Source organism: Paenibacillus sp. B46(2026) (assembly GCF_056786355.1).
In genome coordinates this window covers 5,756,800-5,779,183 of record NZ_CM165907.1, presented here as the reverse complement: position 1 = coordinate 5,779,183, position 22,384 = coordinate 5,756,800, and the positions used below count along the sequence as shown (strand labels likewise).

Annotated in this window: 18 protein-coding genes; all 18 read left to right on the top strand. The window is 45.2% G+C overall.

Going from position 1 to position 22,384, the window contains the following annotated elements:
• Positions 1-64 precede the first annotated feature (64 nt).
• Entirely contained in the window at positions 65-1,762 is a 1,698-nt protein-coding gene (locus tag AC1S8V_RS25680) for an ABC transporter substrate-binding protein (RefSeq protein ID WP_482071283.1), read from the top strand.
• Positions 1,763-1,951: 189 nt separating this feature from the next.
• On the top strand, positions 1,952-4,333 hold the full coding sequence (locus tag AC1S8V_RS25675; RefSeq protein WP_482071282.1) for a glycoside hydrolase family 95 protein: 2,382 nt from the start codon (positions 1,952-1,954) through the stop codon (positions 4,331-4,333).
• Between the two features lie 16 nt (positions 4,334-4,349).
• Positions 4,350-5,711, top strand: a complete 1,362-nt coding sequence (locus AC1S8V_RS25670) for a GH1 family beta-glucosidase (protein ID WP_482071281.1) — start codon at positions 4,350-4,352, stop codon at positions 5,709-5,711.
• Between the two features lie 328 nt (positions 5,712-6,039).
• Positions 6,040-6,303 carry a hypothetical protein gene (locus tag AC1S8V_RS25665; RefSeq protein WP_482071280.1) on the top strand — a complete coding sequence of 88 codons (264 nt, stop codon included), beginning with the start codon at positions 6,040-6,042 and terminating at the stop codon, positions 6,301-6,303.
• A 318-nt stretch (positions 6,304-6,621) separates the two neighbouring features.
• Positions 6,622-7,596 (top strand): ubiquinol oxidase subunit II, encoded by a 975-nt coding sequence (gene cyoA, locus AC1S8V_RS25660; RefSeq protein WP_482071279.1) that lies wholly within the window; start codon positions 6,622-6,624, stop codon positions 7,594-7,596.
• Positions 7,597-7,617: 21 nt separating this feature from the next.
• A complete protein-coding gene (locus AC1S8V_RS25655; protein WP_482071278.1) occupies positions 7,618-9,588 on the top strand; it encodes a cbb3-type cytochrome c oxidase subunit I in 1,971 nt (656 codons plus the stop codon).
• Positions 9,589-10,209: a cytochrome o ubiquinol oxidase subunit III gene (cyoC, locus tag AC1S8V_RS25650; protein ID WP_036606911.1), complete on the top strand. Its 621-nt coding sequence runs from the start codon at positions 9,589-9,591 to the stop codon at positions 10,207-10,209.
• Positions 10,210-10,539 carry a cytochrome o ubiquinol oxidase subunit IV gene (cyoD, locus tag AC1S8V_RS25645; protein ID WP_036606914.1) on the top strand — a complete coding sequence of 110 codons (330 nt, stop codon included), beginning with the start codon at positions 10,210-10,212 and terminating at the stop codon, positions 10,537-10,539.
• Positions 10,540-10,764: 225 nt separating this feature from the next.
• Positions 10,765-11,748, top strand: coding sequence for a zinc-dependent alcohol dehydrogenase family protein (locus AC1S8V_RS25640; RefSeq protein ID WP_482071277.1), 984 nt, complete (start codon positions 10,765-10,767; stop codon positions 11,746-11,748).
• Positions 11,749-11,838: 90 nt separating this feature from the next.
• Positions 11,839-12,063: a hypothetical protein gene (locus AC1S8V_RS25635; RefSeq protein WP_482071276.1), complete on the top strand. Its 225-nt coding sequence runs from the start codon at positions 11,839-11,841 to the stop codon at positions 12,061-12,063.
• A gap of 64 nt (positions 12,064-12,127) precedes the next feature.
• On the top strand, positions 12,128-12,967 hold the full coding sequence (gene kduI, locus AC1S8V_RS25630; protein ID WP_036606918.1) for a 5-dehydro-4-deoxy-D-glucuronate isomerase: 840 nt from the start codon (positions 12,128-12,130) through the stop codon (positions 12,965-12,967).
• Positions 12,968-13,054: 87 nt separating this feature from the next.
• Positions 13,055-13,813, top strand: coding sequence for a DeoR/GlpR family DNA-binding transcription regulator (locus AC1S8V_RS25625; protein ID WP_482074587.1), 759 nt, complete (start codon positions 13,055-13,057; stop codon positions 13,811-13,813).
• A 77-nt stretch (positions 13,814-13,890) separates the two neighbouring features.
• Positions 13,891-14,643: a 2-dehydro-3-deoxy-D-gluconate 5-dehydrogenase KduD gene (gene kduD, locus AC1S8V_RS25620; RefSeq protein ID WP_482071275.1), complete on the top strand. Its 753-nt coding sequence runs from the start codon at positions 13,891-13,893 to the stop codon at positions 14,641-14,643.
• Positions 14,644-14,680: 37 nt separating this feature from the next.
• Positions 14,681-15,526 carry a sugar phosphate isomerase/epimerase family protein gene (locus AC1S8V_RS25615; RefSeq protein WP_307542097.1) on the top strand — a complete coding sequence of 282 codons (846 nt, stop codon included), beginning with the start codon at positions 14,681-14,683 and terminating at the stop codon, positions 15,524-15,526.
• Between the two features lie 239 nt (positions 15,527-15,765).
• Positions 15,766-17,073, top strand: coding sequence for a homocysteine synthase (locus AC1S8V_RS25610; RefSeq protein ID WP_482071274.1), 1,308 nt, complete (start codon positions 15,766-15,768; stop codon positions 17,071-17,073).
• 211 nt (positions 17,074-17,284) lie between these two features.
• Entirely contained in the window at positions 17,285-18,643 is a 1,359-nt protein-coding gene (locus AC1S8V_RS25605; protein ID WP_482071273.1) for a TrkH family potassium uptake protein, read from the top strand.
• Between the two features lie 246 nt (positions 18,644-18,889).
• Positions 18,890-21,577: a DUF4118 domain-containing protein gene (locus tag AC1S8V_RS25600; protein WP_482071272.1), complete on the top strand. Its 2,688-nt coding sequence runs from the start codon at positions 18,890-18,892 to the stop codon at positions 21,575-21,577.
• Positions 21,570-22,277: a response regulator gene (locus tag AC1S8V_RS25595; protein WP_482071271.1), complete on the top strand. Its 708-nt coding sequence runs from the start codon at positions 21,570-21,572 to the stop codon at positions 22,275-22,277. The genes AC1S8V_RS25600 and AC1S8V_RS25595 overlap by 8 nt, the downstream gene beginning before the upstream one ends.
• Positions 22,278-22,384: the final 107 nt, after the last annotated feature.

Here is a 22,384-nt window from a genome sequence, read left to right as displayed (position 1 = left end):
TATCCTCAGGCGTAAAGCCTGTTATACAGATAAAACCTTCATAAATAATAGGGGGAACTAGACAATGAGAGGCAAAATGAAAGGTAATACACCCAAGACGTTTGCAATGTTGATGCTCGCAAGTGCGATGTTGGTCACAGCTGGCTGTGGGAATTCGGGAACCAAAGAGACTGCAGAGTCCAGCGGAACCGAACCAATTACAGTAACGTTCTTCGGAGCGGATGCTAGTCCAACCTGGAACAAGATGCAAGATGCTGTTGGTAAAAAGATCACGGAGCAAACAGGCGTTACAATTGAAGCCGAGTATGATGTAAACGATGGTGGTAACCAGAAGATTGCGCTTATGGCTGCCAGTGGTGACTTTCCTGATATGATCTACCCTAAAGGTAACTTATCTAAACTTGTGGATGCAGGTGCGATGCTGGATCTCACGGATCTGATTGAGGAGCATGCTCCCAATTTGAAAAAAATCTATGGAGAACAGATGAACCGTTTGAAATACAGTCTCGAAGATCAAGCGATATATACCATTCCAACCAATATGGGTGTCGATAATGTTACGTTTGACGCTACAGGTGGATTCGAAATTCAGCAAAGAGTATTGAAAGAGCTTGGGTACCCTGAAGTGAAGACACTTGAGGATTACGAAAACGTACTCAGAGCCTATTATGAAAAACATCCAACGATTGATGGTCAACCAACCATTCCATTGACATTAAATGCAGATGACTGGAAGATCATGATCACGGTAACGAATCCGGCTTTCCAGGCAACAGGTGCACCGGATGATGGTGAATATTACATTGACCCTGAAACGTATGAAGCAAAACTGCACTACAAACGTCCAGAGGAAAGAGAATATTTCCGCTGGTTGAACAAAATGTACAATGAAGGCCTGCTGGACAAAGATGCATTTGTTCAAAAGGATGACCAATACAAGTCCAAAATTGCCAGTGGCCGTGTACTCGGTCTGATTGACCAAGAGTGGAATTATCAAGAAGCGGAGAACGCGCTCAAATCATCGGGCAAGGATGATGCCACATACGCTCACTTCTCTGTATCACTTAACGATGAAATTGTGGATCACACGTTCCAACCAGCCGGATTTGACGGTTATGGCATCGGGATCACAACTTCGGCCAAAGATCCGGTGCGTATCATCAAATTCATGGATTGGCTTGCTTCCGATGAAGGACAAGTTCTGAGAAACTGGGGTATCGAAGGTGAACATTACAACGTAGAAGATGGTAAACGCGTGATTCCAGATGACGTCCAGGACCGTAAAACGAATGACAACTCCAATTTCAGTAAGGAAACAGGAATTGGGATGTACAACGTATTTAGCGCAAGATACGGTGATGGTGTAAAAGATTCAACGGATAACTACTACACAACGAACTTCCCAGAGCAGATTGTAGCTGGTTACACAGCTGCCGAGAAAGAAACACTGAAAGCTTACGGGATCACGACCTGGAAAGAATTCTATCCGGCTGAAGAAGATCTGCCAGTTAAGGATTGGGGCGCAGCATATAACATGTCAGTGCCTTCCGGTACAGACTATGAAGTAACATTCCAGAAAACGCAGGATATCATCCGTAAACGGATTCCGGAAGCTGTTCTGACTACACCAGCAAACTTTGATGCAACATATGATGCTTTACTGGCTGATTTGGACAAAGCTGGTGCAGTTGATATGGAGAAACAATTTACGGTTTGGGTTAAGGAACGTGTCTCTCTGTGGACAGGAAAAGACGTAAAATAATATGGATGGTTTGCAATCCATGGTTGCACAAGGAAAGGCCCTGTAAGGGGCCTTTTTTTTATGGATGATGTGATGATATACATTGACGCAAATTTTGAAATCACATATAATTTTATTATTGTAAGCACTTACCGAAAACGTTTTATGCACACGAGAATTTTACTGCTTATTCAGGAACAGGAGCTAATCATGTCCCAACACAATAATCAAACTAAAATCAATCGTCTATGGTATCGACAACCGGCAAAACGCTGGGAAGAAGCGCTCCCCATCGGGAACGGCCGTCTTGGAGGCATGGTGTACGGTGGCGCAGCAGATGAACGAATTCAGCTCAATGAAGATACATTATGGTCAGGATTTCCACGGGATACGATTCAATACAGCAGCCAACGGTATTTGAAACAGACACGTGAGTTGATCATGTCAGGACAGTATGGTGATGCTGAGGATTTGTTAAACCGTGAAATGCTTGGCCGTGATGTGGAGGCTTACCAGCCGATGGGTCATTTACTATTGCACCATGAAGGTCTGGATGATCTTTCGTATGATGCATATGAGCGTGAGCTTGATCTTGAATCAGGTATTGCAACCACGGCGTATTCATGGAAAGGAACTCGATATGTGCGTGAAGTGTATTCCAGTGCTGTGGATGATCTGATGGTCTGCATATTGACTGCTGATCGGAAGGGCGCTGTGAATGTAAGTGTTACGCTAGACAGTCCCCATCCTTATCGCGTTGAGACTTCGGGAGATGCACTAACCATGTTCAGTCGGTGCCCAAGTCATGTGGAGTCCAATTACTTCAGGGATCACCCGGAATCTGTCATTTATGAGGAGGATCGGGGAACGGCATATGCTGTGCGTGTAGCAGCTACGGCGTCAGGCGAGCAGGTGAAGGTCTCCAATCTGGAAGGCAAGCTACATATTCAGGGTGCTGATCAGGTTGTGTTTTATCTCGCTGCAGCTACGTCCTTTGAAAGTTACGATGTGTTGCCTGTGAAGAATCATTTTGTATTGGAAGAGGAATGCAAGGATATGATCTCCAAAGCGATCACACATGGCGCGGAAGCGCTTCGTGACCGACATATTCAAGATCATAGTGCGTTGTTTAACAGAGTCTCTATTGATCTAGGTGTATCGGCTAACGCCGAATTACCTACAGATGAAAGATTGCAAGCCTATCAAGCAGGGAAACAAGACTCTGGGCTTGAGGCACTTTATTTTCAATATGGAAGATATCTGTTAATGGCTAGTTCACGCCCGGGAAGCCAGCCAGCCAATCTGCAGGGAATCTGGAACCATCAGGTGGAGCCGCCGTGGCACAGTGACTACACAATCAATATCAATACCGAGATGAATTACTGGCCGGCAGAAGTCTGCAATCTCAGTGAGTGTCATGAGCCGCTGTTTGATATGCTGACAGATCTCAGTGATACAGGGCGCAGAACAGCGCGGATTCTCTACGGAGCCGGTGGATGGACTGCGCATCATAACGTGGATATCTGGAGAACCTCTACGCCTACAGGCGGAGACGCGAGCTGGGCATTCTGGCCGATGGGCGGTGTCTGGCTGACCTCGCATCTATGGGAGCATTACCAATTTACCAGGGATCAGCGTTTTCTAGAGGAGCGTGCATATCCCATCATGAAAGAGGCTGCATTGTTCTGTCTCGACTGGCTGGTGGAAGGACCTGACGGTTATCTGGTCACGATTCCATCCACTTCACCAGAGAACAAGTTTCTGACAGAAGCAGGAGAGGCGCGCAGTATATCCATGGCTTCAACGATGGATATGACATTAATTCGTGAACTGTTCAGCCGCTGTATTGAGGCCGCCAAGCAACTGGATGTAGATCAGCCATTGGCGAGCGCGTGGGGTGAGGCTATGGACAAACTCTATCCATTCCAAATTGGAAGCGAAGGGCAATTGCTGGAGTGGTTTAAGGATTTTGCTGAATCTGAGCCAGGGCATCGACACGTCTCCCATCTGTATGGACTGTATCCGGGGGAGCAGATTAACCGCGTGCATACACCGGAACTTGTGGAAGCTGCACGGGTGTCGCTTGAACGTCGTATCTCACAAGGTGGCGGGCATACAGGATGGAGCTGCGCATGGTTGATCAATCTGTATGCACGACTACTGGATAAGAACCAGGCACATCAGTTTGTACGCACACTGCTCGCCCGATCCACGCATCCGAATCTGTTTGACGACCATCCACCGTTCCAGATCGATGGAAACTTTGGAGGTACGGCTGGAATGGCCGAGATGTTATTGCAGAGCCACTTGAACGAGTTGCATTTACTACCTGCACTGCCTGACCTCTGGACTCAAGGTCGTGTTGAAGGGCTTCGTGCAAGAGGTGGGTATACAGTGGGCATGACATGGGCGGACAACAAGCTTGCTTCAGCGGTCATTAAGGCAGATCGAAATGACTCGCTGACCATTCGCAGTGCTTATCCCCTGCGCGTGGAAGGACATGAACAAGCCAAGTCAGAGCTTACGCCGCAAGGCGATTATGTAGTTATTTTAACCATGACCGCAGGACAGACGATCCGCGTGTCATCATGAGACGGAGGAGTAAACCATGACGATTTTTCAATTTCCGAAAGATTTCCGCTGGGGGACAGCAACAGCTTCCTATCAAATAGAAGGAGCGGCTCAGGAGGGTGGACGTGGGGTATCCATCTGGGATACGTTTGCGCGCACGCCTGGCAAAGTATATAACGGAGACAATGGTGATGTCGCGTGTGACAGCTACCACCGGTATGAGGAAGATATCGAATTGATGAAGAAACTCGGGATTAATACGTACCGATTCTCCATTGCTTGGCCGCGTGTTATTCCTGACGGAGATGGTGAGATCAATCAAGAAGGTCTGGACTTCTACCACCGCTTCGTGGATGCATTGCTGGAGGCTGGCATCGAGCCGTTTCTCACCCTGTATCACTGGGATCTTCCACAAACGCTGGAGGATGACGGGGGCTGGGGGAACCGCAGAACCGTGGATGCCTTCGTCAAATATGCCGAAGTGATTTTCAAAGAATTCTCAGGCAAAATCAACTTTTGGCTGACATTCAACGAACCATGGTGTATCGCGTTCCTGTCGAACCTTCTTGGTATCCATGCGCCAGGAAACAAAAACCTGCAAACATCAATCAATGTTGCTCATGGACTGCTGGTTGCTCACGGTAAAGCTGTTCAATCCTTCCGTCGGATGGGCATAACCGGACAGATTGGTATCGCACCCAACGTATGCTGGGCTGAGCCGTACAGCAAATCACCTGAAGATCAGGCTGCGTGTGACCGATCAATTGCGCTTAATACCGATTGGTTTCTCGATCCGATCTATAAAGGTTCATATCCGCAGTTTATGGTGGATTGGTTTGCAGAAGCGGGTGCTACCGTGCCTATTCAAGAAGGTGACATGGAGATCATCTCGCAACCGATCGATCTGCTCGGAATCAATTATTACACGATGGGAATCAATCGCTTCAATCCAGAAGCAGGCGCTCTGCAATCGGAAGAAGTCGACATGGGCTTGACCAAGACCGATATTGGCTGGCCAGTGGAATCACGCGGGTTGTATGAATTCATGCATTACTTGCAAAAGTACGGCAATGTGGATGTGTATATCACGGAGAATGGTGCCTGCATCAATGATGACCTGGAGAATGGCAAAATTAATGATGATCGCCGGATTGCCTATTATGAGCAGCATTTGGCTCAAATTCACCGCATCATTAACGACGGTATTAACCTAAAAGGATATATGGCTTGGTCACTGATGGATAATTTCGAATGGGCAGAAGGTTATCGTATGCGCTTCGGTCTCGTTCATGTGGATTATCGTTCGCTTGTGAGAACACCGAAGGAGAGCTATTACTGGTATCAGAATGTAATCAAAAATAATTGGTTGGAAACACGGAACGAACACAATCCCCAATAGATTCAATGGCAGGGTTTAAGGGAATTAAAAATGAGAAAGACGGTAGCATTGGAGTATTCTGATGCGCCGTCTTTTTTGTTATTTCACAGATGAAAATGAGTAGTTCATAAAGGTTTCATAAGGTCAAGTGTGTTTTCTGTTATGAAGAGACGGTTTTTGGGTTATAAGAAGTAAGAAAGAAATGATTAATGTTTTGTCAACGGGTAAATTTAAAATAAAGTGTCCAAATTGCGAAGGAAATTTGAACATTTGTTGACTAAAATTCATATTGATGTGGTATATTGGTATAAGGAAAGCACTTACAAAAAGGGAAAAGGAAGTGTTTACTATGGCATCGAAGACAGCAATGGTTAGCCAATTGGAGCGCAAAGACAAAAATATGCGGCGCGCCGTCTTGACGATGACAGTTCTGGCATGGGTCGCACTCATTACGGGAGTGATCATGTGTCTGTTCAATCTGAATGAATTTAACGATCGTAATCTTGGCTTGATGGTCGGTATTGGATTCCTTGTAGGTAGTGTGTTTATTTACGTTATTGCCAAAGCGATTGGCCTTGTTCATACACGCCGGGAAGACGAAGGCGCCGATTGATTATAATCCTGCGTTTACTCGTTCATAATAAGACTGGATAAGTACCCGGAATCCAGTCAATAAAGCCCTTTGCGGATTCGTTGACATTGTTCAACGGGACTGCAAAGGGCTTTATTTTGTGACTTGATGTGTAAAGATTACAATAAGCAAATATCAACCACGCAAGCGATTTGTGAGAAAAAATTCACACATTTAAGGTGTAAAATCGACAAATTTGTTAACAAGAACAAAAAAGTTGTTCATTTCTGATATCTTTAGTAGGAAGAGAGTAGTATACTGATTTTTCAGTATGAGCGAATTTAAGGAGAGGGGATCAAAATGAACAAGAAACCTAGGTCGCTAACCCGGATCATCATTCCGGTTGTCCTGACGTTGGTTACAATTGCATTGATTGTCTGGCCAATGCTGGCAGGCGGGCAGTACGTTGTTCTGGATCCGAAGGGACCAATTGGCGCTTCGCAGAGAGATTTGATTGTCATCTCGACAATTTTGTGTGCTGTCATTATTGTGCCAGTACTCATTTTGTCTGCCGTAATCGTATGGCGTTACCGCGACAAGCCGGATAACAAAGCTGCTTATGAGCCTAACTGGTCTCATAGTACAAAGGCTGAGGCAATCTGGTGGACGGTTCCAATTATTATTATTGGACTGCTTGCGATTGTTACGATTCGTTACACGTATGATCTGGAGCCTTCGAAGCCACTGGCTTCTGAGAAAGCACCTATTACCATTCAAGTGTCTTCACTGGATTGGAAATGGCTGTTTATGTATCCTGAGCAAGGGATTGCAACGGTCAACACGTTGAATATTCCGGCAGATCGGCCCGTGAAATTTGAACTCACTGCGGATTCACCAATGAATTCGTTCTGGATTCCGCAACTTGGAGGACAAATTTATACGATGTCGGGTATGGCGATGACCTTGTACCTGCAGGCAGATCATGAAGGTAAGTACTGGGGTTCCGGTGCTAACTTCACAGGTGAGCATTTTGGAGAAATGCGTTTTGATGTGAATGCTACATCGGACGAAGATTTTGACAAATGGGTAACTGATGTGAAACAGAATTCTCAGCCATTGACTACAGAAGGTTACAGTGCACTGGCTGAACCAGGAACAAGCAATGTTGCTTATTATTCTGCCTTCCCAGAAGGATTGTTCCAAAATATCGTAACCAAGTATGTTGTAGATGGTCAAAGTGCTCACAGCAAGCATGGAACTTCAAACGAAGCTTCTGGAGCCATTCAAGATGCAACTGATACGTCCAATCAAGACGAGGACAAGAGTGCTAACTAAAGATTCGAAAGGAGGCCCCCAATGTTAGAGGGACTTAAAGAGTTTGCATCGGAGTTTTTCGTAACCGGTGATCCGCTCATTTATGGTGCGATGGTAGCTATCGGAATTACCATGATTACTATTGTAGCGGTGCTAACTTATTTCAAAAAATGGGGCTGGCTCTGGCGTAACTGGTTAACGACTGTCGATCACAAAAAGATCGGTATCATGTATATCATCGCTTCCATTATCATGTTATTCCGTGGTGGTGTGGATGCGCTAATGATGCGCCTTCAGCTGGCTATGCCTAATAATGAATTTCTAAATCCTGAACACTATAATCAGGTCTTCACAACTCACGGCACAATCATGATCCTGTTCATGGCGATGCCATTTATGTTTGGTCTATTTAACGTTATCGTACCATTACAGATCGGAGCAAGAGACGTTGCGTTCCCGTTCCTGAATTCACTCAGCTTCTGGTTGTTCTTCCTGGGCGCAATGCTGTTTAACCTGTCCTTCGTTATCGGTGGTTCACCGGATGCGGGATGGCTGAGTTATCCGCCTCTATCGGAGCTGTCGCACAGTCCGGGGGTAGGACAGAACTTCTATATATGGGGTATACAGATATCAGGTATCGGTTCCCTGGCTACCGGTATCAACTTCCTGGTTACCATCATTAAAATGCGTGCGCCAGGCATGAGATGGATGAAAATGCCGATGTTCACATGGTCGGTATTCTCCACCTGTATTATCATCTTGTTCGCTTTCCCAATCTTGACCGTGACACTTGCATTGCTATTCCTCGACAGGTTTGCCGGGGCGCATTTCTTCACACTTGATTTGGGCGGTAACCCAATGATGTATATCAACTTGATCTGGATGTGGGGTCACCCTGAGGTATACATTGTCGTCTTGCCGGCATTCGGTGTGTTCTCCGAGATTGTAAGTACCTTTTCTCGGAAAAAACTGTTTGGTTACAAGTCGATGGTATTTGCAATGTTGATCATCAGCTTCCTGTCCTTCTTCACATGGGCGCATCACTTCTTCACGATGGGTTCTGGAGCAGACGTGAATGCATTCTTCGCCGTAACTACGATGTTGATTGCTATTCCAACAGGGGTTAAGATATTCAACTGGCTATTTACCATGTATCGAGGAAGGATTCGCATGGCGACTCCGATGATGTGGACACTTGCCTTTATCCCGTGCTTTATTGTCGGGGGTATGACAGGCGTTCTGTTATCCGTTGCGCCTGCTGACTTCCAGTTCCACAACAGTTACTTCCTGATTGCCCACTTCCACCAAGTATTGATCGGTGGCGTTGTCTTCGGATACTTCGCAGGTCTGTATTACTGGTGGCCTAAAATGTTCGGTTTCCAACTCGAAGAGAAACTGGGCAAATGGGCATTCTGGACTTGGAATATTGGTTTCTATGTCTGCTTCATGCCGCAGTACGCTGTCGGCTTGATGGGTATGACACGTCGTCTGAGCACTTACGGCTGGGATACTGGCTGGTGGGAATTGAACTTCGTATCTACAATCGGGGCATTCCTGATGGGTGTCGGGTTCCTGTTCCAAGTAGCGCAAATCGCAGACGGTATTCGTAAATACAAATCACTCAAAGCTCCTGCCGATCCATGGGATGGCCGTACGCTGGAGTGGTCAATTCCTTCACCAGCTCCTGAATACAACTTCGCCGTTACACCGCGCGGAGATGATATTGATGAGTGGTGGGAAGAGAAAGAACGTCGTGCCAAAGGCATCTATCCGCCAGAGCAACCGCTTGAGCCGATTCATATGCCGAAGAACTCTGGAATTCCGTTCATCATGTCTGTCTTCTGGTTCATCGCCGGTTTCGGCTTTGTCTTCGGATGGCTTTGGATGGCAATTCTCGGACTCGCTGGCGTAGGGATCTGCATGATCGCCCGTTCATTCTCATACGATACGGATTATTATATTCCGGTCGACGAAATTAAGCGTACCGAAGCGTCGTTAAGGGGGTCGGTATAGATGGCTCAAGCAGCCGCTAAGCACGGTGAGAATCATGCACATGGTCATGACCATGGACATCATGATCCACAGGAAATGAAAATTCTCGGATTCTGGTTCTTCCTGATTTCTGACGTTATCCTGTTCTCCGTATTGTTCGCAACCTTCATTGTGTTGCGTGACAATACGGCGGGCGGACCGATTTTGTCTGAATTGATCAAAATGCCTGGTGTTATTGCCGAAACATTTATCTTGCTCACAAGTTCATTCACGAGCGGACTTGCCGTACTGGCGATGAATCAAGGCAAAGTAAAACAATTAATCAGTTGGCTGGCGGTAACAGCCGTTCTGGGTGCAAGCTTTATCGCACTGGAAGTATATGAGTTTATTGAGTTGATTCACGAAGGGTTTAGCTTTACAACGAGTGCTGCTTCTGGCGCATTCTTCACCCTTGTGGGAACTCACGGACTTCACGTATCGCTCGGTCTGATCTGGATGATTGGACTTATGTTACAACTGAAAAAACGTGGTATTACCGATGTTACTCGCGGTAAAATCAACGTCATCAGCTTGTACTGGCACTTCTTGGACGTCGTATGGATTTTCCTCCTGTCGATCGTCTATCTCATGGGGGTGATGTAGATGTCAGAGCACAACTCACATGATTCCCACGGTCATGAGCAACATGGTTCACTGAAGTCTTATGTCATCGGCTTCATCCTGTCCGTCGTTCTGACAATCATTCCACTTGTGGTGGTTCTCAATGATATGATGGAAAGAACAGGAACACTCATTGTTGTTCTTGGCACAGCGGCACTTCAGTTTGTGGTTCAACTCTTCTTCTTCATGCATATCCGTGAAACAGAGAAACCACGCTGGAATGTGATGGCTCTTATCTTCGGTTTGCTGATCATGATGACTATCGTGATTGGTTCGATCTGGATCATGCTTAACAATGCTGTTGCACATTAATTTATATGATGAAAGAGCTTCACGACCTTGGAATTCAAGGTTGTGGGGCTCTTTTTTTTTCTAAGCAGAAGTTATCGAATATATTATCGAAAAAAAAGTTGGATTATATCATAATAAGTCGTTGATGAAATAATTTACCAGTGATACTATTGTTATACACTCTGTCAATATATTCAATATTTTAGCTAGAGCTATTTTAGCAAAATTATTTTAGGAGATGTACCAATGAAAGCTAGGGTAATCCGTTATTATCGTTTTGGCGAACCAAGTGAAGTGTTATGTATGGAAGAAAAAGATGTGATACCACCTGGGCCCGGTGAATTAGCAGTGAGGATGTATGCTCGGCCTATTAATCCCTCCGATATTATTCCTGTTCGAGGAGCTTACCCGCATCGTACCCGATTACCAGCTGTTCCCGGGTTTGAGGGCGTGGGGATAGTAGAAGCAGTAGGGCCGGGAGTATCCAATCAAATGTTGGGGCGCCGTGTCTTGCCTTTGAAAGGCGAGAATACTTGGCAGGACGTCGTGAAGACTTTGAATCGCAATACAATCATTGTGCCTAATGATATCGATGATCAATCAGCAAGTCAGCTCTATATTAACCCGATTACGGCTTGGTTGATCTGTACAGAGATGCTTAATCTTACGTATGGTGATACCTTGATTGTGAATGCGGGGGGATCTGCGATCGGACGAATCTTTGCACAGATCTCAAAAATCTATGGGTTTAAATTGATTGCGCTTACAAGAGGTGATCGTCATACTGCTGAACTGTATCGTCTTGGAGCAGTTTCTGTTATCAATACGACGAAAGAGTTGCTACAGGCTAGAATGACGGAATTAACAGAGGGGTGCGGTGCTGATGCAGCCGTGGATTGTATTGGAGGGACAGACGGGGAACAGTTGGTCAGTTGTCTTAAGCCAAATGGTACGGTCATCAGTGTAGGACTGCTTTCGGGGATCACACCGTTATGGCATGAAGTAACCCGGGGAACACAAGTTCATGTGAAACTTTTCTGGTTAAAGCATTGGGTGGAACGCTGTTCGCAAGAACGCTGGGAACAGGTATTTCATGAGGTGATGGAGCTGATCAGAGCAGGGAGGCTTGTCATGGCAAACAATGGGGCGACGTATGAACTAACGAATGTTCAACAGGCTATTGCAGCGGCTGAATCGGGTATCGAGGGGAAGGTTCTCTTATTAAAGTAGTACATAAGACATAGAAAAACTCAACATAAAGAATGCGTTATGATGGTTGGAAAACCAATCTGGATTATTTCCTCGAATGTCATCCGATGTTTGAAAGTACAGGCGCAAAACATCTTAAAGGAATTTTTTGATCCAGAGATTAGAAAATCATGGTGGGATTGTTATATTCGCTTCGAGAAGGTTGTAAGAGCACATCAGGGTTACGAGGGGGATCGATTACCTGTCAGCATCATTGTTGTCTATGCCGAGGGCCCGGAACAAAATTCTTTTTTCGAAAATAAAGGTACACAAAAGATACATAATGAACTAAAATGAACTTATATGAACATTATCAAACTCAATCCCAACTAAATTAAATGACGAAAGGAATGGATTAATAATGGAAAATCGTTATGCTGCACATCCCAATGAAGTGAAAACGTATGATACATCTCGCCTGCGTGAGGAATTTTTGATGGAGCAACTGTTTGCAACCGATGAATTGGTAACGGTATATTCTCATGTGGATCGTTATATTGTGGGAACGGCTGTACCTGAGAGCAAGGACATTACCCTTGAAGTGAACCTGAAAGATATCGGAACGAACTTTTTCCTGGAGCGTCGTGAAATCGGTATCATTAATGTCGGTGGTCACGGAACAGTGACAGCGGACGGACAAGGCTATGAGATTGGAGCGAAGGAATGTCTCTACATCGGTAGAGGTGTGAAGGAAGTTGTGTTCACGAGCAGTGACAAGGCTCAACCTGCTCAATTCTATTTTGTATCCACACCGGCTCATCACACCTATCCAACAGTAAAAGCAACGCAAGAACAAGCTCAGCCGAATCATCTGGGCAGCATCGAAACTTCCAATGAGCGTACGATCTATCGTTACATTCACCAAGGAGAAGGTGGAATTCAGAGTTGTCAGTTGGTGATGGGCATTACCGAACTCGACAAAGGTAACATGTGGAACACCATGCCTGCACATACCCATAACCGCCGTTCCGAAGTATACTTGTACTGGAATCTGCCTGAAGACGGCGTTGTGTTCCACATGATGGGTGAGCCAAACGAAACGCGGCATCTGGTTGTACGTGATCGTCAGGCAATCATCTCGCCAAGCTGGTCCATTCACAGTGGTGTGGGCACAAGCAACTACACGTTCTGTTGGGCGATGGCTGGTGAGAATCAGACGTTCGAAGATATGGACGGCGTAGCCATGAAAGACCTGAAATAATAAATTACAGATGTCTGAGTTAAATTGACAGGGTAGACGCTAGAACACTCATTCATTTAACTTAGATAGTATAGGAAGTTGATTATGATGAATCCATTGAAAAGACATGAAAAAATTATGGAGGCTCTGCTGGAGCGCCAGGAAGTAACCGTTAGTGATCTGAGTGAGTTATTGCAGGTGACGGGGAAGACTGTGCGAGAGGATCTCGACAAGTTGGAGAGCATGGGACTGCTCGTACGTGTTCATGGAGGGGCTATGCTGGCTCAGAATGACCAGTATGGCATCTTGAATAGCCGCGGAGTTACAGAGAAGCATCATCCCGAGAAGACGGAGATTGCTGAACGTGCCCTTGCTTACATTCGACCTGGAGATATCGTTGCTCTCGATGGTGGCAGCACCACGCTGGAGATGGCCAAACGTCTCGATAATCAGCCGCTGACGGTGGTGACCAATGACCTGTTCATTATTGCGGAGTTGACCAAGAAGGAGCAGGTGCGACTGGTTGTGCCTGGCGGGGCTCGTGTACGAAATATGCTGGTGGGGGATGATACGGCTGCGTTTATATCCAGTCTTAACATTCACAAAGCCTTTATATCCACGACAGCCCTTCATCCGGACTTTGGGCTATCGATCTACACGGGAGATCTGGTTCCTTTGAAAAAAGCAATGATATCTGCCTCGCAGCAGGTATACGGCGTTGTGGATCATTATAAATTCGGACAATTTGCACTTCGGACTTTCGCTCAGTGTTCGGAACTGGACTACATTATTAGTGACGGTCGTCTGGATGAAGAGACGGCTGCCTTGTACGAACAGAGCGGTGTCACAGTGGATTATCAAAGTTAACCTCATATATCATTCACGGGATTAAAGAAACGTTAGGAGCTATTGTTTGCACATCAAACCATGCGGAGGAATCATTCATGAACCCATTTGATTTAAGCGGACAAGTTGCATTGGTGACAGGTACCTCGGGCGGACTAGGACAAGGGATGGCCATTGGCCTGGCAGAAGCGGGCGCTGATGTGGTATTGGTCTCCTATTCCAAGCCAGCGGAAACGGCAAGTGCTATTGAAGCACTCGGACGCAAAGCTTATGTGATTGAAGCGGATTTAAGTCGTGAAGACGAGTTGTCGGCTGTGTTTGAAAAGGCGCTTGCGTTCCAGGGCCGAATTGATATTCTGGTCAACAATGCCGGAATCATTCGCCGCACACCTGCGGCTGATCATACAGGGCAGGACTGGCACGATGTGATCGGCCTGAACCTGAACACGGTATTTTTCCTAAGCCAATTGGCCGGCAGACATATGATTGAACGCGGAAGCGGCAAAATCATTAATATTGCATCCATGTTGTCCTATCAAGGCGGGATTAATGTACCGGGTTATACAGCCAGTAAACATGGTGTTGCCGGTTTAACCAAAGCACTCGCCAATGAATGGGCAGGTAAGGGGATTCAGATTAACGGGATTGCACCGGGTTACATGGAAACTGATAATACCACCCAGATTCGTGCGGACGAGAATCGTTACCGGGATATCACAGCCCGTATTCCTGCTGGACGTTGGGGTACACCGGAAGATCTGAAAGGCCCGGTTGTCTTTCTGGCATCCGCAGCTTCGGATTATCTGAATGGTCATGTACTGAATGTCGATGGCGGCTGGATGGCTCGTTAATCGCTTAATGATCGGAATTGCATAAGGAGGCAGTGACATGAAACTTGGTATTCTGGCGCATACATTTGGCAAACAGCCTACAGCCCAGCTTGCGCAGACGATTGCGGATAACGGATTCAATTCCGTGCAGCTGGCGCTTGCCAAAGCATTATCCGATGTGGACTCGTCCAATGGCAAACTAAGTCCAGGACTTGCGAATGAGATTGGAGATCAATTTGCACAGCGCGGGGTGAAGATTGCGGTACTGGGCTGTTATATTAATCCGATTGACCCTGATCCGGTAACAAGACGTGCGGACATTGATCGATTCAAGGAGCATCTGCGTTATGCCCGGGATTTTGGTTGCAGCATGGTGGCAACGGAGACCGGGGGCTTGGACACCTATCAGGATACACATCCGGATGGATATGAAGAGAAGGCGTGGAGCGTGCTGAAGGAAACGGTTGAGGAGTTGGCTGAGGAAGCCGAGAAGTGGGGCGTACATGCGGCGATTGAGCCTGTGTCCACCCACACCCTTCATACCCATGAGCATATGACACGGTTGTTTGAAGAGATTCCTTCTTCCAACCTGGGGATGCTGTTCGATCCGTGTAATCTGATCAAACAGCCGCACGCAGCAGATCAAGGGGCTTTCTTGCGCGAGGTGATGGAATCGCTGTATCAGCGCATGATTGTGATCCACGCCAAAGATGTAGCCTTCGATGCACAGGGAGAGAAGTTCAATCCGGTACCTGGGGCAGGCATACTGGATTACCCGCTATTTTTTGAATTGCTCAAAACATATAAGCCACATATCGATATTTCACTTGAAGGTGTAACTGCGGAGGAAGCTGTGCCTGCGGCCAAACATTTGCGTGAAGTCTGGAGTGCAGTTCGGGTATAAGCAAAGCCTAGATATGGTATGGCATACCGAAGCCAAAATAGCCGAAAAACCTTTGCGAGGGCAAAGGTTTTTTTGGTACAGTAATCGATTAAATACATATTAATTATTTCTTATCGGAAATATCGGAAATAATTCTTTTCAAATGCGACATCTTGTGAGAGAATATGGAAAACATACGCCACCATGCCAAGGCATCAAGGACTCTAAGAACGTATATACCAAGGGAGGATTCAGATTTTATGTCAAACGAACGTGAGCTTTCATTTGAAACATTGGCAATTCATGCAGGCCAGGAGATTGATCCAACCACCAACGCACGAGCTGTGCCCTTGTATCAGACAACATCCTATGGATTCAAGGACACCGAGCATGCAGCTAACCTGTTTGGTTTGAAAGAGTTTGGCAACATCTATACCCGTCTGATGAATCCAACAACCGACGTGTTTGAGCAACGGATTGCGGCGTTGGAAGGCGGAGCTGGGGCGCTCGCTACAGCTTCCGGTCAGGCAGCCATAACGTTTTCACTTCTGAATATTGCCGGTGCAGGGGATGAGATCGTGTCTTCGGCGAGTTTGTATGGAGGTACATACAATCTGTTCTCGACGACTTTGCCGAAACTGGGTCTGGACGTGAAATTTGTGGATTCCAGTGATCCTGAGAATTTCCGGGCTGCGATTACGGAGAAAACCAAAGCATTGTATGCTGAAACGATCGGTAATCCAAAGGGGAATGTACTTGATATTGAAGCGGTGGCAGCTATCGCTCATGAACATGGAATTCCTTTGATCGTGGATAATACGTTCCCAAGTCCGTACCTGCTTCGTCCAATCGAACATGGAGCAGATATTGTCGTTCACTCTGCAACAAAATTTATTGGGGGTCATGGTACATCCATTGGTGGCGTTATCGTGGATAGCGGAAAATTTGACTGGAAAGCAAGTGGCAAGTTCCCTGGTTTGACGGAGCCGGACTCCAGTTATAACGGTGTGGTATATACGGAAGCGGTTGGAGCGATTGCTTATATTATCAAAGCTCGTGTACAACTTCTGCGTGACTTGGGTGCAACGATCTCTCCATTCAACTCATGGTTACTGCTGCAAGGACTGGAGACATTACATCTGCGCGTAGAGCGTCATAGTAGCAACGCCCTTGCGGTTGCGGAATTCCTTGAGAAACATGAGGATGTGTCTTGGGTAAGTTATGCAGGTCTGCCGAGCCATGGTTCTTATGAGCTTGCACAGAAATATCTGCCAAGAGGGCAGGGTGCGATTCTGACCTTTGGAATCAAAGGTGGTGCGGACGCAGGTCGCAAATTGATTGAAAGTGTCAAACTGTTCTCTCACCTTGCGAACGTGGGCGATTCCAAGTCACTGATTATTCACCCGGCAAGTACAACTCACGCGCAGTTGACCGAAGATGAACAAACTGCCGCAGGCGTTAATCCGGAGTTGATTCGTCTGTCTGTTGGCACCGAGAACATTCAAGACATTATCTATGATCTGGAGCAAGCGATCAAGGCGAGTCAGCAATCCAGCGTAGGGGTTTGATTTTCTAAATCTTTGGGCAGCCTGTTCTTGCGGAGACATTCTCTTTACAGTTTCAACCTTGAGTTATATAATGACGATAATTGTATACCTGTTTACCCGGAGGAGTCTGCCAACAGCGGACTCTTTTTATGTTTTTTTAGACAAAGGGAATTAGGAGACCGACTCAAAAGATGAAGCTGTTCTAAAAATTAGCACAACAGGAGCCTGTGATATGTTATCTAAAAAGAAATTACTACTTACCCAAAAATTCAGTTTGACTTCTTCAAGAATAATTTTGTTAGGCTTTGCCATACCCATATTACTAGGTGCTGTTCTGCTTTCTCTGCCTGTGTCCTCTGCAACCGGAATTAGTGTGGGTTGGTTAAACGCGCTTTTCACTTCAACTTCCGCAGTATCCGTAACAGGGCTTGTAGTCCTTGATACAGGTACCGACTTTTCGCACTTTGGACAGATGATAATCTTGCTATTGATTCAAATTGGCGGATTGGGATTTATGACATTTGGTGTATTAATAGCCGTGATCTTGGGGAAAAAAATTGGATTAAAGGAACGCCTTCTTATTCAACAATCTTCAAACGCTGTTACTACGCAAGGCGTTGTCCGTTTATCACTGAATATCTTCCTCATTGCTTTGATTGTTGAGACTCTTGGAGCAGCAATATTAGCTATTCGGTGGGCAGGAGATTTGGGAGTAGCCAGGGCTATATATTACGGAGTATTCCATTCCATTTCTGCGTTTAATAATGCAGGATTTTCGTTATGGTCAGATAGCTTAAGCCGTTATGTCGGGGACCCATTAGTTAATATCGTGATATCCTTTTTGTTTATCATCGGCGGGATCGGATTCACTGTAATTCTGGATTTGTATCGTAAAAGAAGGTGGAGAGACCTTAGCTTTCATACGAAAGTCGTTTTGTTAACTTCGGGTATCTTATGCCTTGCAGGTTTTCTGGTTACATTCACGATTGAACTTTTTAATACCCAAACATTCGGTGCACTCTCTTGGAGTGAAAGAATTTGGGCTGGATATTTTCAGGGTGTAGTTACACGAACCGCCGGATTTAATTCCATCGACATCAGTATGATGTTGCCTGCTTCCCTGTTTTTCATGATTTTATTGATGTTTGTTGGTGCTTCTTCCGGTTCAACAGGTGGGGGCATTAAGACAAGTACCTTTGCTGTACTGTTATTAAGTATCATGGCAACGGTTAGAGGGAAAGAAGATGTACAGCTACTAAATAAGCGAATTCCTCAACAGATTATTTTCAGGGCACTTGCTGTATTGACCATTTCTGCGAGTGTTGTTTTACTTTCTACATTCCTTCTTACCATTACAGAATATTCTCATCATACCAATTTTTTGGTGCTACTCTTCGAAGCGACATCTGCATTCGGCACAGTAGGTATGTCTATGGGAGTTACGCCAGAACTTTCAACAGCAGGGAAGTTGATTATCATTGTTACGATGTATATAGGCAGATTGGGGCCATTAACCCTTGCATTCGCTTTGGCACAGAAAACCGTTAAACAAAAACATCGTTATCCAGAGGATAAGTTACTCATAGGATAGTAATTCTTGAGCCAATCACAAATGTTAATCGAGCACTATTAGGATTTGTGAATAAAACTTTATATAGCTTTATTAAAATACTCTGTCATGTGTGTGACAGAGTATTTTTATGGATCGATATGAGTTGAACTAAAATAACCCGATCTTAATGCGATCTTAATGCTTTCAGTCGTTTTCGTAATACGGTACTGATTTTGCCCATGATATAATTGAACTTGAGAGAATACAACAGAAGGTGGGCGCAGAATGTCAATCCAACCAAACAATGCTGAGTCCATACTTGAGCAAATGACCAGTTCGCTTGCAGGAAAAAGAAGAGGGAAATTGAAAATTTTCATTGGATATGCGCCTGGAGGCGGAAAGACCTGTGCCATGCTCACTGACGCTCGTAAGGAGCAAAAAGAGGGGATGGATGTCGTAGTCGGATGCATTGAAGATCATGCCCGACCGGATACTGCCGCCATGGCGGCAGGGCTTGAAGTTCTTCCCCATATTGAGATTTCAGGTGGGGATGCTATGATTCCAGAATTTGATCTGGATTATGCGCTCCAGAGAAGCCCTGAACTTATTTTATTGGACGATCTGGCCCATGCGAACATGGCGGAATGTCGTCACAAAAAAAGATATCAGGATGTGGAGGAGCTTCTTCGCGCAGGTATTCATGTATATGTAACGATGAATGTGCAGCAGATCGAAAGCCTGGCGGATATTGTCTGCTCTATCACTGGCGTTCCTGTTGATGAACGCATACCAGATAGCCTGTTTAATGGTGCTGATCAAGTGGAATTTGTGGATATTGAACCAGATGATTTAATAGATCGTTTGAATAAAGGAAAGATATATCGTGATTTAGAAAATGCACAGGTGGATTTATTTACCAAAGAAAAGCTAACAGCTCTAAGGGGAATTGCTCTGCGTATTACAGCGAGCCAGTTAAATCGAATCGCAGTGCAAATCAGTTCACGAACGAAAAAAAATGAATATGATCCAAAAGAACATATCGTAGTCTGCTTGTCTTCGGCGGCTTCCAATAAAAAAGTGATTCGAACAGCTGCGAGAATGGCAGCTGCTTTTCATGGGCATTTCACGGCGATTTTTGTGGAAACACCAGAAACTAAAGAATTGACTCAAAAAAATAGAACAGAGTTAAGAGAGAATATAAGACTTGCAGAGCAAATGGGTGCCCAAATCGCAACCATGTATGGAGAAGATATTGCAGGACAGATTGCTGAATACGTCAAAACAAGTCGTGTATCCAAAGTTGTTCTGGGGCGTTCTCCTTACAAAAAGAGAAGATTGGCAAACGTTAATGTGGTTGATAAGTTGACCGCCTTGCTCCCCAATACAGAAATTTACATTATTCCATATACACAGTCTTTTATTTATAAACCTATTTATGCCAAATACCCAAAGCTATCGCTTGCTGATCTCACCCGAACCGTTGTTATTTTGGGGATATGTACAATCATTGGCTTGTGGTTTAAGGATCTGAACTTTCGAGAAGCGAATATTATTACCGTGTACATTTTGGGTGTTTTGTTGCACGCCATTGTGACCAAGGGGAGATGGTACAGCACCCTATTCTCAGTCATGAGCGTGCTTGTATTTAATTATTTCTTTACCGAACCTTATTATTCTCTGAAAGTGTATGATTCAGGTTATCCGGTTACCTTTTTGGTCATGCTGGCGGCTTCATTCATAACGAGTACTCTGACTATGCAGGTAAGAGAGCAGGCTCGGCAATCCGCTCAAAAAGCCTATCGTACCGAGGTGCTTCTGGAAACAAGCAGGAAATTGCAGCAGGCCAAGGACTCCTCGGCGATCATTAATGAAATGGCACATCAAATGGTGAAGTTGCTGGACAGAACGGTCATTTTTTATTCCGTCGAGGTAGATGGATTGTCAACGCCGCAGGTTTTTCCGAAGAAAGAACCTGCGTTTGATCAAGAGATCTACACGGGGGGCAACGAACGTACTGTTGCTGAGTGGGTGCTTAAAAACAACAAGCGTGCAGGAGCGACCACCGATACGTTTTCTGGCGCGAAATGCCTGTATCATGCGGTACGTGGAGGGGAACAGGTTTTTGCGGTAGCTGCCATTGTTATGGAGCAGGAAGAACCTTTGGAAGTTTTTGAGAAGAGCTTGATGATCGCAATGTTGGGAGAGTGTGCGTTAGCGCTGGAGAAAGAAAAACTGAACGAAAAACAGAAAGAAATCTCCATGCAAATTCAGCAGGAGCAACTTAGGGCTAATTTGCTTCGATCCATTTCCCATGATTTACGTACCCCTCTTACAAGTATTTCAGGGAATGCTGGGATTCTTCTAAAGAACTCTACAGTATTGAACGAGGAACTGAAAAGAGGTCTGTATACGGATATATACGATGATTCCATGTGGCTGATCAATTTGGTGGAAAATTTACTTTCGATTAGTCGAATTGAAAATGGTACTCTGAATCTGAATTTTCAGGCAGAATTAATAGAAGAAGTGATTTCGGAAGCCTTGCTGCACGTGAATCGCAACAGTGAGAAACATATCATTCAAACAGAATTAGAGGACGAATTGATGATGGCCAGGATGGATTCTCGGCTTATTGTTCAAGTTTTGATCAATATTGTTGATAATGCCATCAAGTATACCCAGGATGGATCTCATATCAAAATTTCTGCAAGACGTGAGAGAAAAAGCATCGTTGTTGAAATCTCTGATGATGGCCCGGGGATTCCGGAAGAAGCCAAGGCCAGGCTGTTTGAAATGTTTTATACGGTAGATAATTTTCATGGAGATCATCGCCGCGGATTAGGACTGGGACTTTCATTGTGCAAATCAATTATAAGTGCTCATGGAGGAACCATTGGAGTTGAAAATGCTGTCCCTCAAGGGACTGTTTTTTACTTTACTCTGAAAGCTGAGGAGGTGAATGTGTATGAATAAACCTTTGATTCTTGTCGTAGAAGACGACAAACCGATCCGTAAACTGATTACGACTACTCTTGAGACACAAGGTTATAAATATCATACAGCCGAAACAGGAGAAGCTTCGATTCTGGAGGCGGTATCCAGACAGCCGGATCTGATGATTCTCGACTTGGGATTACCGGATATGGATGGAGTGGATATTATTAAGAAGCTTCGGGCTTGGTCGAATATGCCGATCATTGTGGTCAGCGCACGAAGTGAGGATCGAGACAAAATAGATGCACTCGATGCCGGAGCAGACGATTATTTGACAAAGCCTTTCAGTGTGGAAGAACTTCTGGCGAGACTCCGGGTCAGCTTAAGACGAATTCGGTATGACAATGACAGACTTTTGAAGGACGCATCCAGCTTTATCAATGGTAGTTTGAGGATCGATTACGCAGCGGGATGTGTATGGATCAGTGGTACAGAGGTTCACCTGACGCCAAGTGAATATAAACTTCTTTGTTTATTAGCGAAGAATGTAGGTAAGGTATTGACTCATAATTATATCATGCAAGAAATCTGGGGTAGCCATAGTTATGATATTCCTGCTTTGCGTGTGTTTATGGCGACGCTGAGAAAGAAAATTGAGAAAACAACATCACCGCTAAAGTTTATTCAAACGCATATTGGAGTCGGTTACCGTATGTTACAGGTGGGTGAGGATAGCTGAAACTCTAAATGATCAGGATGACTGACCATGCTCTTTTGAGCATGGTTTATTTGTTTTCCAGGTAAAATCATTTATATCTTAAGGTGATCTTTACGTCTTTATAGAAA